General features: G+C 70.1%; 10 protein-coding genes. 9 read left to right on the top strand and 1 reads right to left on the bottom strand.

The window, feature by feature from the left end; genetic code table 11:
• Positions 1-45 precede the first annotated feature (45 nt).
• From SZ55_RS21445 to SZ55_RS21405, 9 genes are all read left to right on the top strand, one after another.
• A complete protein-coding gene (locus tag SZ55_RS21445) occupies positions 46-1,065 on the top strand; it encodes a Leu/Phe/Val dehydrogenase (protein WP_044411362.1) in 1,020 nt (339 codons plus the stop codon).
• Positions 1,066-1,160: 95 nt separating this feature from the next.
• Entirely contained in the window at positions 1,161-2,252 is a 1,092-nt protein-coding gene (gene pdhA / locus SZ55_RS21440) for a pyruvate dehydrogenase (acetyl-transferring) E1 component subunit alpha (protein WP_044411360.1), read from the top strand.
• Positions 2,245-3,234, top strand: a complete 990-nt coding sequence (locus SZ55_RS21435; RefSeq protein WP_044411357.1) for an alpha-ketoacid dehydrogenase subunit beta — start codon at positions 2,245-2,247, stop codon at positions 3,232-3,234. Before pdhA ends, SZ55_RS21435 begins: the two co-directional genes overlap by 8 nt.
• Positions 3,235-3,244: 10 nt before the next feature.
• Positions 3,245-4,351, top strand: a complete 1,107-nt coding sequence (locus tag SZ55_RS21430; RefSeq protein ID WP_044411354.1) for a dihydrolipoamide acetyltransferase family protein — start codon at positions 3,245-3,247, stop codon at positions 4,349-4,351.
• Positions 4,352-4,566: 215 nt separating this feature from the next.
• A complete protein-coding gene (locus tag SZ55_RS21425; RefSeq protein WP_044411351.1) occupies positions 4,567-5,784 on the top strand; it encodes a PAS domain-containing protein in 1,218 nt (405 codons plus the stop codon).
• A gap of 9 nt (positions 5,785-5,793) precedes the next feature.
• Complete coding sequence (locus tag SZ55_RS21420; RefSeq protein WP_044411348.1) at positions 5,794-6,168, top strand: anti-anti-sigma regulatory factor; 375 nt, start codon at positions 5,794-5,796, stop codon at positions 6,166-6,168.
• Positions 6,169-6,171: 3 nt separating this feature from the next.
• Positions 6,172-7,236 carry a SpoIIE family protein phosphatase gene (locus tag SZ55_RS21415; protein WP_044411345.1) on the top strand — a complete coding sequence of 355 codons (1,065 nt, stop codon included), beginning with the start codon at positions 6,172-6,174 and terminating at the stop codon, positions 7,234-7,236.
• Positions 7,237-9,906, top strand: a complete 2,670-nt coding sequence (locus tag SZ55_RS21410; RefSeq protein WP_044411343.1) for a hybrid sensor histidine kinase/response regulator — start codon at positions 7,237-7,239, stop codon at positions 9,904-9,906.
• 10 nt (positions 9,907-9,916) lie between these two features.
• The gene (locus tag SZ55_RS21405) at positions 9,917-11,020 is read left to right on the top strand and encodes an HD-GYP domain-containing protein (RefSeq protein WP_044411340.1); all 1,104 of its coding nucleotides are present in this window, start codon (positions 9,917-9,919) and stop codon (positions 11,018-11,020) included.
• A 242-nt stretch (positions 11,021-11,262) separates the two neighbouring features.
• Here the strand turns inward: SZ55_RS21405 and SZ55_RS21400 are convergent.
• Positions 11,263-11,496: transposase (locus SZ55_RS21400; protein WP_044411336.1), on the bottom strand; the 234-nt coding region annotated here is incomplete at its 5' end.

Below are 11,496 nucleotides of genomic sequence, written 5' to 3'. Positions count from 1 at the left end.
GTGGGCGGCCTATACTCCCTGGCAACGTCAGCAAGGGGGCCCGCCATGTTCAACCAGATGGAAGGCGCTCGGCTCGAAGCGCTCCACCTCGCCCAGGACCCGTTCACCGGCCTGCGCGCGATCATCGCCATCCACGACACCCGCCTGGGCCCGGCCCTTGGCGGCTGCCGCTACCTCGCCTACCCCGACGACGACAGCGCGTTGCGTGACGCCATCCGCCTGGCCCGGGGCATGAGCTACAAGGCCGCGCTGGCCGGCCTGCCCCACGGCGGCGGCAAGGCGGTGATCCTGCGGCCTGCCCACGTGCCCGACCGCGCCGCGCTGTTCGAAGCCTTCGGGCGCATGGTGGAAACCCTCGGCGGCCGCTACATCACCGCCGTGGACAGCGGCACCTCCAGCCTCGACATGGACTGCGTCGCCCTCCACACCCGCCACGTCACCAGCACCCAGGCCGCCGGCGACCCCTCGCCCTGCACCGCCCTGGGGGTGTTCGCCGGCATCCGCGCCAGCGCCCTGGCGCGCCTGGGCAGCGACGACCTGGAAGGCCTGCGCATCGCCGTGCAGGGGCTCGGCAACGTCGGCTACGCCCTTGCCGAACAGCTGGCCGCCGCCGGCGCCGACTTGCTGGTCAGCGACCTCGACCCCGGCCGCGTGCAACTGGCGGTGGAGCAGCTGGGCGCCCACCCGGTGGCCAGCGACGCGCTGCTCACCACCCCCTGCGACATCCTCGCGCCCTGCGGCCTGGGCGGCGTGCTCAATGCCCAGAGCGCGCCCCAGTTGCGTTGCGCGGTGGTGGCCGGGGCGGCGAACAACCAGCTGGCCAGCCCCGACATCGCCGACCTGCTGGAAGCGCGCGGCATCCTCTACGCACCCGACTACGTGATCAATTCCGGAGGCCTGATCCACGTCGCCCTGCGCCACCGGGGCGACGACATGCCGGCCATCACCGCGCACCTGGCGCGGATCGGCCAGCGCCTGACCGACATCTACGCCCACGCCCAGGCCGACAAGCGCTCACCCGCGCGGGTCGCCGATGCGTTGGCCGAGCGCCTGCTCTACGGCTGAGCGGCGCCCACGCGGCCCGGCCGGGATCCAGGCCGGGCCAGGTTCGGCGCCATGAGCGCCGTCATCCCTGCGCACCCACAAGGTGAGGAGGCGACATGCACACACGGATCGACCTGCCCCATACCCGCTACCTGGCGGCCGACGGAAGCCCCGTCGGCGAACTGCCGCCCTGGGCGGATGACTTCAACCTGCTGGCCCGGCTCTACCGGCGCATGCTGCTCACCCGCCTGTTCGACCAGAAGGCCGTGGCCCTGCAACGCACCGGCCGCATCGGCACCTACGCGCCCACCCTCGGGCAGGAAGCCATCGGCGTCGGCATCGGCGCGCGCATGCAGCCCGAGGACGTGCTCGTGCCCTACTACCGCGACACCGCCGTGCAACTGATGCGCGGCGTCGCCATGGAGGAAATCCTCCTCTACTGGGGCGGCGACGAGCGCGGCAGCGCCTACGCTGAGCCCGCCGCCGGGCAGGACTTCCCGCTCTGCGTGCCCATCGCCACCCAGTCCCTGCACGCCTGCGGCGTCGCCACCGCCTTCAAGATCCGCGGCGAGCACCGCGTCGCCGTCACCACCTGCGGCGACGGCGCCACCAGCAAGGGCGACTTCCTCGAAGCGCTCAACGTCGCCGGCGCCTGGCAGTTGCCGGTGGTCTTCGTGGTCAACAACAACCAGTGGGCCATCTCCGTGCCCCGGCGCATCCAGTGCGGCGCGCCGACCCTGGCGCAGAAGGCCGTGGGTGCCGGCTTCCACGGCGAACAGGTGGACGGCAACGACATCCTCGCCGTCTACGACCGGGTCGGTGCCGCCATCGAGCGCGCCCGCCAGGGCAAGGGGCCGACCCTGGTGGAATGCCTCAGCTACCGCCTGGGCGACCACACCACCGCCGACGACGCCACCCGCTACCGCAGCGCCGAGGAGGTGCACCAGGCCTGGGAAGAGGAGCCCATCAAGCGCCTGCGTAGCTACCTCGCCGCCAGCGGCGTGTGGGACGAAGCCCGCGAGCAGGCGCTCATCACCGACTGCCAGCGCGAGGTGCAGGCCGCGGTGGAACGCTTCGAGCACGCCGGCCGCGAAGGCCCCGAAGCCGTGCTGGATCATGTCTACGCCCGCTGGCCGGCGGCCCTGGCCGACCAGCGCGACCTGGTGCTGGAGCGCGCCGCGCGCCGCGAGGAGAACCGCCATGACTGACACCCCCAAGCGCAGCCTGCTGGAAGCGGTGAACCTGGCCCTGCACCGCGCCATGGGCGAAGACGAGAACGTGGTGGTGCTGGGCGAGGACGTCGGCGTCAACGGCGGCGTGTTCCGCGCCACCCTCGGCCTGCGCGATGCCTACGGCTTCAAGCGCGTCATCGACACGCCCCTGGCGGAAACCATGATCGCCGGGCTCAGCGTCGGCATGGCCGCCCAGGGCCTCAAACCGGTGATGGAGATCCAGTTCCTCGGCTTCATCTACGCCGCCATGGAGCACCTGGTGTCCCACGCCAGCCGCCTGCGCAACCGCACCCGTGGGCGCCTGTCCTGCCCGCTGGTGGTGCGCAGCCCCATGGGCGCCGGCATCCGCGCGCCGGAGCACCACAGCGAAAGCACCGAGGCACTGTTCGCCCACCTGCCCGGCGTGCGCGTGGTGATCCCCTCGTCGCCGGCCCGCGCCTACGGCCTGCTGCTGGCCGCCATCGACGACCCGGACCCGGTGATCTTCCTCGAACCCACCCGGCTCTACCGGATGAACCCGCAACCCCTGGTGGACGACGGCCGGCGCCTGCCGCTGGACCGCTGCTTCACCCTGCGCGAGGGCAGCGACCTGACCCTGGTGACCTGGGGCGCCAGCGTGCTGGAAACCCTGGAGGCCGCCAGGCAGCTGGAGGCGCGCGGCATCAGCGCCGAAGTGATCGACGTCGCCTGCGTCAAACCCCTGGACCTGGAGACCCTCGAAGCCTCGGTGCGCAAAACCGGCCGCTGCGTCATCGTCCACGAGGCGCCGCGCAGCTGCGGCGTCGGCGCCGAGATCGCCGCCAGCCTCTACGAGCGTGTCCTCACCGACCTGCAGGCGCCCATCCAGCGGGTCACCGCGCCGGACATCCCACCGCCGCTCTACCGACAGGAATCCCTCTACATCCCCGGTCCCGACGACATCCTCGCCGCCTGCGAGCACGTCCTCGACCCCGCCTGAGGAGACGACCATGAACTACTTCAAGCTGCCCGACCTTGGCGAAGGCCTGCAGGATGCCGAAATCGTCGAATGGCACATCAAGCCTGGCGACCGCGTGCACGCCGACCAGCTGGTGGTCTCGGTGGAGACCGCCAAGGCCTTGGTGGACATCCCCGCCCCGCGCGACGGCGTGGTCGCCAAGCTGTTCGGCCAGGAGGGCGACATCCTCCACGTCGGCGAACCGCTGCTGGCCTACGAAGGCGAGGACCAGGACGCCGGCACCGTGGTCGGTCGCCTCGACGGCGGTGGCGAAAGCCATGCCGACCAGTTCTTCATCGGCGCCGCGCCTTCCACCCAGGAACACCTCGCTCCCCGCGCCACCCCCGCCGTGCGCCAGCTGGCCCGGCAACTGGGGGTGGAGCTGGCCGGCCTCGCCGGCAGCGGCGCCGACGGGCTGATCAGCCGCGCCGACGTGGAGGCCGCCGCCCAGCAGGCCCGCGACCGCTTCGGCGGCGAACGGCTGCGCGGCGTGCGCCGCAGCATGGCGATCAACATGGCGCGCTCCCACGCCGAGGTGGTGCCGGTGACGCTCTACGGCGACGCCGACCTGCACCGCTGGGCCCAGGCGCGCGACCCGCTGATCCGCATCGCCCAGGCCATCGCCGAAGCCTGCCGTGCCGAGCCCATCCTCAACAGCTGGTTCGACGGCCGCATGCTCGCCATCCGCCAGCACGAGCAGCTGGACCTCGGCATCGCCGTGGACACCCCCGACGGGCTCTTCGTCCCGGTGCTGCGAAAGGTCGGCGAGCGCAGCGCCGACGACCTGCGCGACGGCATCGCGCGGCTGCGGGCCGACGTCAAGGCGCGCTCCATCCCCCCGCAGGAAATGATGGGCGCCACCCTCACCCTGTCCAACTTCGGCACCCTGTTCGGGCGCTACGCCAACCCGGTGGTGGTGCCGCCCCAGGTGGCCATCATCGGCGCCGGTGGCATCCGCGACGAAGTGGTGGCCTGGGAGGGCCAGCCGGCGGTGCACCCGGTGCTGCCGCTGTCGCTCACCTTCGACCACCGGGCCGTCACCGGCGGCGAAGCGGCGCGCTTCTTCAAGGCCCTGGTGCAGGCGCTGGAACGGCCCTGAGCCCAACCCGCCGAGCCCCAGATGCCGGGGCTCGGCGGGGTTTTCCACAGGGTGCAGCCAGGTGACTTCTGCCCGCCTTCCACCCTGCCTTTCCGTGGCGTTCGGCAAGCGAAGCGAAACGCTGGTCGGACGACCGTCCATCCCGATTCACAGTCGTCGAGGCTGGGCTATAACTCCCTAAGCCCTGAGTCAAAACCCCTTCTTTCGGAGAGGCCATGGACGTTCATGCTTCCGCTGTTCCGTTCGACTCGTCTTCTTCCTTGCCTCAGGCCCAGCTGCACGCCGCCGACCAGTTGATGACCCGGCTGGAGCTGTCCGCCGATGGGCAGGTGCTGGACGCCAACCCCCGCTTCCTGGCCCTGCTGGGCTATGAGCTGGCCGACCTCCAGGGCCAGCACCACCGCATCCTGCTGCCGCCGGAAGAGGCCCAGGCCGCTGCCTACGACGCGTTCTGGAAAACCCTTTGCGACGGTCAGGCCTGGGAAGGGGAGTTCCACTACCGCGACAGCCAGGGGCGGGACGTGTGGCTGCGCGGCGGCTGCTGCCCGTTGCGGGATGCCGAAGGCCGCACCCAGCGCATCATCGAATACGCCATCGACCTCACCGAGCAGAAGCACCTCACTGCCAACTTCCAGGGCCAGCTCGATGCCCTGAGCCGGGTGATGGGCAAGGTGGAGTTCGCCCTGGACGGCACCATCCTCGATGCCAACCCGCGCTTCCTGGAAACGGTCGGCTACTCGCTGGACGAACTGAAGGGCCAGCACCACAGCCGCCTGGTGAATTCGGACTACGCCCAGTCCGCCGACTACCGCGCCTTCTGGGACACCCTGCGGCGCGGCGAATACCTGGCCGGCGAATTCTGCCGGGTGGCCAAGGACGGGCACGAAGTGTGGATCCAGGGCTCCTACAACCCGGTGTTGGACCTGGACCGCAAGCCCTGCAAGATCGTCAAGTTCGCCACCGACATCACCGCCCAGGTGGAGCAGAACCGCCGCCTCAAGCAGGCGATGGAGGAGGCCGAGGAGGCCGCCCGCGTGCGCGAGGAGCTGCACCAGTCGCTGCAGGAGATGTCCACCCCGGTCACCCCCATCTGGGACGGCATCCTCCTCCTGCCGCTGGTGGGCATCATCGACTCCATGCGTACCGCCGACGTGATGAACAAGTCGCTGACCAAGATCGCCGAGACCCGCGCCCGGGTCTTCGTGCTGGACATCGCCGGGGTCGCCACGGTGGACACCGGGGTCGCCAACCAGTTGATCAAGATCACCAAGGCCACCCAGTTCATGGGCTGCGAGGCGATCATCTCCGGGGTGTCCCCGGCCATCGCCCGGACCATGGTGGAGCTGGGCGTCTCGGTGGGCGACATCCGCACCACCGCCACCCTGCGCGACGCCTTCGAGATCGCCCTGAAGCGAGTCGGGTCCGCGCTCTAGGAGGCGGTCATGGAGCTGGAAAGCAACGACCTGGGCATCGCCGACGTCGCCGATTGCATCGTCGTCAGCATGCGTCCGGACCTGGGCGACGAGGGCATGCAGCGGCTCACCCAGGCGCTGTCGCAGCGGCTGCTCGCAGGGCGCCAGCATGCCGTGCTGCTGGACTTCTCGGCGGTCACCCTGCTGGACCACCACGAGTTCCGCGAGGTGCGCAAGCTGGCGGACGTGTGCCGCCTGCTCGGCGCCCTCTGCCTGTTGGTGGGGCTAAACCCCGGCATCGCCGCGTTCCTCGCGCTGGCCGACGCCGAGCCCGGCCCGCTGCGCTGCTTCCTCGACATGGATGACGCCCTGGCCCATGCACGCAACCGCAAGGGGGAGGCCTAGGCCATGCCGGTGGAACAGGACGCCCGCGCGGTCCGTTACCCGCTGCGCCACGAGGTGGACCTGCACCTGGCGGTGATGTCGGTGCGCCGGCTGCCGTTCCTCGCCGATCTGCCTGAGGTGGACCGGGCGATGCTCTGCACCGTGGTCTCCGAACTGGGCAGCAACATCCTCAAGTACGCCGTTAAGGGCGAGGTCACGCTGGCGCTGAACCAGGCCGAGGGGCGCCCCTGCATCGACATCGTCGCCTGCGACCAGGGCCCCGGCATCGCCGATGTGGCGCAGGCCGTGCAGGACCACTACAGCACCTCGGGCACCCTCGGGCTGGGGCTGCCCGGCGTGCGGCGGATGATGTCCGAGCTGTCCATCAGCCTGCCGCCGGAGGGCGGTACCCGGGTGCTGGCGCGCAAATGGCTGGGGCCGGCGCCGACACCGGCGCGGCTGTCCGTGCCGAAGGCCGAAGCCGGCGGCCAGGGGCTGCGACTGGCCTGGGCCAGCGAGAACCGCCCCTGCCACCCGGAGCGGGTTTCCGGCGACCTGGCCTTCATGCGTGCAGGGCCGGACGGGGTGAGCCTGGTGCTGATCGATGTCAGCGGCCACGGCGCCTCGGCTCACCAACTGGCCCAAACCCTGGAGGCGGTGCTGCAGCAGACCCCGGAGCAGGAGCCGGCGCGCCTGCTGCAGGTGCTGCACCAGCACTGCCTCGGCACCCGTGGCGCGGCAGCGGGGGTGGCGCTGGTCAATGGCGAGCGGGGCGAGTTGAGCTACGCCGGCATCGGCAACACCCGCATCTGCCTGCGCGGCCGCGAGCCCTGGCGCGGCGTCTCCCGCGATGGGGTGCTCGGTGAGCGCTTCCCCACGCCCCTGCTGCAACGCCGGGCCATCGTTCCCGGCGACGTGCTGATGCTGTATTCCGACGGCATCAGCGAATCGCTCAACCTGCGCGACGGCCTGCTCGACCTGGGCGCCGATCCCGCTGTCCTGGCCCACCAGGTCATCACCCACAGCGGCCGCAGCACCGACGATGCGAGCTGCATCGTGCTGCGGGTGCACGCCGGGGAGGGCGGCTAGATGCGGCAGGCGATCGGCGACATCACCCTCAGCGGCCCCGGCGCCGCGCTGGCGGCCCGGCGCAAGGTGGCGCGGGTGCTGGAATGCATCGACCCGCGTCCCACCTTCCTGGCCCCGCTGGCCGGCACCACTTCCGAGCTGGTACGCCAGCTGGCCGCGACCCTTCCCGCCCTGCGCCTGCAGGTCTGGCTGGACGCCAGGGCCCAGGAGCTGGTGCTGGACCTGTCGGCAGACCAGCCGCTGCAGCATCGCCTGCCCGAGGCGGTGCACGGCGGCGTCCGCCTGGCCGTGCTGACGGAGAACAACCTGGCCCTGTGCTGCCGCCTGCCCCGCTGGCCCGACGCCGAACTGCAGCAGCGCATGCGCCAGCGGTTCGCCGAGCCGACCCGGGACGAGCTGTTCGCCCTGATGCAGGCCAAGAATCGCGAGCTGGAAGAAGCCTACGTGCTGGCGGAGAGCGCCACCCACGCCAAGAGCGACTTCCTCGCCAACATGAGCCACGAGATCCGCACGCCGATGAACGCCATCCTCGGCATGGCCCACCTCGCCCTGCAGACCGACCTGGACCCGCAGCAGTTCGACTACCTCAGCAAGATCCAGCGCTCGGCCCAGCACCTGCTGGGGATCATCAACGACATCCTCGACTTCTCGAAGATCGAGGCCGGCAAGCTGGACCTGGAACGCATCGAGTTCGACCTCGACCACGTGCTGGAGAACCTCGCCACGCTGGTGGGGGAGAAGGCCGAAGCCAAGGGCATCGAGCTGCTCTTCGAGATCGACCGCCGGCTGGACACCCTGCTGCTGGGGGACCCGCTGCGCCTGGGGCAGATCCTGATCAACTACGCCAACAACGCGGTCAAGTTTACCGAGCAGGGCGAGATCCTGGTCAAGGTCAGCTGCCTGGAAACCTGGCCGGAGGAGGTCCTGCTGCACGTCTCCGTGCAGGACAGCGGCATCGGCATGAGCCCGGAGCAGCAGCAGCGGCTGTTCCAGTCCTTCCAGCAGGCCGACACCTCCACCACCCGCAAGTACGGCGGCACCGGGCTGGGCCTGGCCATCTCGCGGCGCCTGGCGGAGCTGATGGGCGGCGAGGTGGGCGTGCAGAGCGAGCTGGGCCGGGGCAGCACCTTCTGGTTCACCGCCCGGCTCGGCCGGGGGCGGCGGCGGGCCCGCTACCTCCCAGGCCTGGACCTGCGCGGCCGGCGCATGCTGGTGGTGGACGACAGCGCCAGCGCCCGCAACATCCTCGCCACCCTGCTCGACAGCATGACCTTCACCGTGGACACCGCCGAGTCGGGCCAGCAGGCGCTGCAGATGATCGCCGCCGCCGAACAGGCCGGGCGGCCCTACGAGGTGGTGCTGCTGGACTGGCACATGCCGGGGCTGGATGGCATCGAGACCGGGCGTCGGCTGATCGCGCGCGGCATGACCCCCCGGCCCTACCGCATCATGGTCACCGGCTATGGCCGCGAGGAGGTGTTCCGCCAGGCCGAGAGCGCCGGGTTCGACCGGGTGCTGGTCAAGCCGGTGTGTGCCTCCGTGCTGTTCGACACCCTCATCGGCCTGTTCGGCCAACAGGCCACCGCGTTGCCCACCCGTACCGGCGGGCCGCCCGTGCCGCAGCGCTTCGACGGCGCGCGGATCCTCCTGGCCGAAGACAACGAGTTGAACCAGCAGGTGGCCAGGGAGCTGCTGCACCTGGTGGGCGTCGAGGTGGTGGTGGCGGATAACGGTGCCATCGCCGTGGACATGGCCGCCCAGGCCCCCTTCGACCTGATCCTGATGGACATGCAGATGCCGGTCATGGATGGGCTGGCCGCGACCCGTTGCCTGCGCGAGCGCGAGCGGGACAGCGAACGCATCCCGATCCTGGCGATGACCGCCAACGCCATGGCCGGCGACCGTGAGCGCTGCCTGGCCGCCGGCATGGACGACCACATCGCCAAGCCCATCGACCCCGAGAAGCTCTATGCCGCCCTGCTGCGCTGGCTGCCCGCCTTTGCCCACCAGGCCGAGCCGCCGAGCGAGCCGCCGGCTCCGGTCCCGGCCTCGCCGGAGCACGGGCTGGAGCCGCTGCAGGCAGTGGGCCTGAACGCCGAGGTGGCGCTGCAGCGCCTGATGCACAACTGGCAGTGGTACGAAGACCTGCTGCGCAGCTTCGCCCGCCAGGGCAGCCAACCCATGCAGAACCTGGTCGCCGCCCTGCAGGCCGGCCAGCGGGAGGAGGCGCACCGCCACGCCCACACCCTCAAGGGCATCGCCGCCACCCTGGGGGCCGAATCGCTGCGGGCACTCTCGGCCCGGCTCGAAGCGGCCCTGGCAGGCCAGGAGGAACTGGCCAGCCTGCTGCCCCTGGCCGAGGAGGGTGTGCAGGAGCAGCAGCGCCTGGCCGACGGGTTGCAGGCGCTGCTGCCGCCCGAGGAAAGCGCCCCGCCCAGCGAGGCGCAGCCCGACATGCCCGGCCTGCTGGCCCGCCTGATGGCGCTGCTGGCCGAGGACGATGCCGATGCCGTGGCCCTGTTCCAACAACACCGGCAGTCGCTTAATGCTGCCCTGGGTGAGGCCGCCTCGGTTATCTCAGAGGCAATGACGCAGTTCCGCTTCCCCGATGCCCTGGCGCATCTGCATGAAGCCCGGGCCGCCCGGCCCGATCTGTTCCAAACGGAGTGAGGCGTTCTCGATGCTCAAGCTGATGGATCCCGACAGCAAACCCACCCTGCTGGTGGTCGACGACACACCGGAGAACCTCTCGCTGCTCAGCGCCCTGTTGTCACCCCACTACCGGGTCAAGGTCGCCATCAATGGCCAGCGGGCCCTGGACATCCTCGCCTCGGACACCCGGGTGGACCTCATCCTCCTCGACGTGGTGATGCCCGACATGGACGGCTACCAGGTGATGCAGGCGTTGCAGGACATCCCCCAGGCGCGTGGCGTGCCGGTGATCTTCCTCACCGCCCAGGTGGAGGAAAGCGCCGAGGCCCACGGGCTGGCCCTGGGCGCCGTGGACTACATCCACAAGCCCATCACCCCCGCCATCGTCCTCGCCCGGGTGCGCAACCACCTGGAGCTGAAGGCCGCGCGGGACCTGCTCTACAACCAGAACGCCTACCTCGAACAGGAAGTGGAGCGGCGCACCCGGGAGAACGAGCTGATCCAGAACATCACCATCCACTCCCTCGCGTCCCTCGCCGAAACCCGCGACAACGAGACCGGCAACCACATCCTGCGCACCCAGCACTACGTGAAGCTGCTGGCGGAGGAACTGTCCGATCACCCGCGCTTCCAGGATGAGCTCACGCCCAAGACCATCGAACTGCTGTTCAAGTCCGCCCCCCTACACGACATCGGCAAGGTCGGCGTGCCGGACCGGATCCTGCTCAAGCCCGGCAAGCTGGAACCGGAGGAGTTCGCCCAGATGAAGAACCACCCGGTCCTCGGCAAGGAAGCCATCGTCCATGCCGAGGAGGCCCTGGGGGTGGAGGTGGAGTTCCTCCGCCTGGCCAAGGAGATCGCCTGCTACCACCACGAGAAATGGGACGGCAGCGGCTATCCCCACGGCCTGGCCGGTGACGACATTCCCCTGTCGGCCCGGCTCATGGCCCTGGCCGACGTGTACGACGCCCTCATCAGCAAGCGCTGCTACAAGGCCGCCATGCCCCATGACGAAGTGGTGCCCATCATCCTCGCGGGGCGGGGCAACCACTTCGACCCGGACATCACCGACGCCTTCGCCCGCATCCACCCCCAGTTCCAGGAAATCGCCCGGCGCTTCCACGACGACTAGGCCACGCGCACCCCTGCCGCTCTCATGAAGCGGCATGCCCGTAGCCCGGGCTTCAGCCCGGGAAGGCCGACCGGCAAGAGTCTCCCCATGGGAGCGAATTCATTCGCGATCAGGTTCGTCGCACGGACTTTCGCGGTTGAAACCGCTCCCACAAAAAGCGGTATGCCGCTAACCCAACCCGTAGCCCGGGCTTCAGCCCGGGAAGGCCGACCGGCAAGAGTCCCCCCGTGGGAGATTCCATGTCAATCCGCCGTAGCGACGCGAGGTCGATATGGCTTCTGACTTCTCATCACGGCAAAGGCGATCCTAGCCAGCTTGCGCGCCAGGATGACCAGCGCTTCGGTTCTCTTCAGGCCGCGTTGCAGGTAACCCTGGTAGCAGTCTTTCCAGGCGACGGTGCGGCTGGCTGCCATTGCTGCCGTATAGAGCAGCCGGCGGATTTCCGGATCGCCCTGCTTGGTCAGCTTCCGTCGGCC

Origin of the sequence: Pseudomonas sp. FeS53a (assembly GCF_000931385.1) — a bacterium.
Classification (GTDB): domain Bacteria; phylum Pseudomonadota; class Gammaproteobacteria; order Pseudomonadales; family Pseudomonadaceae; genus Metapseudomonas; species Metapseudomonas otitidis.
This window is presented reverse-complemented; position numbering and strand designations above follow the sequence as displayed.

Bases quoted from the DNA above. Each gene is read 5' to 3' on its own strand.
- SZ55_RS21435 (WP_044411357.1), top strand. From the start codon at position 2,245: ATGACTGACACCCCCAAGCGCAGCCTGCTGGAAGCGGTGAACCTGGCC.
- SZ55_RS21405 (WP_044411340.1), top strand. From the start codon at position 9,917: ATGCTCAAGCTGATGGATCCCGACAGCAAACCCACCCTGCTGGTGGTC.
- pdhA (WP_044411360.1), top strand. From the start codon at position 1,161: ATGCACACACGGATCGACCTGCCCCATACCCGCTACCTGGCGGCCGAC.
- SZ55_RS21420 (WP_044411348.1), top strand. From the start codon at position 5,794: ATGGAGCTGGAAAGCAACGACCTGGGCATCGCCGACGTCGCCGATTGC.
- SZ55_RS21430 (WP_044411354.1), top strand. From the start codon at position 3,245: ATGAACTACTTCAAGCTGCCCGACCTTGGCGAAGGCCTGCAGGATGCC.
- SZ55_RS21445 (WP_044411362.1), top strand. From the start codon at position 46: ATGTTCAACCAGATGGAAGGCGCTCGGCTCGAAGCGCTCCACCTCGCC.
- SZ55_RS21415 (WP_044411345.1), top strand. From the start codon at position 6,172: ATGCCGGTGGAACAGGACGCCCGCGCGGTCCGTTACCCGCTGCGCCAC.
- SZ55_RS21425 (WP_044411351.1), top strand. From the start codon at position 4,567: ATGGACGTTCATGCTTCCGCTGTTCCGTTCGACTCGTCTTCTTCCTTG.
- SZ55_RS21410 (WP_044411343.1), top strand. From the start codon at position 7,237: ATGCGGCAGGCGATCGGCGACATCACCCTCAGCGGCCCCGGCGCCGCG.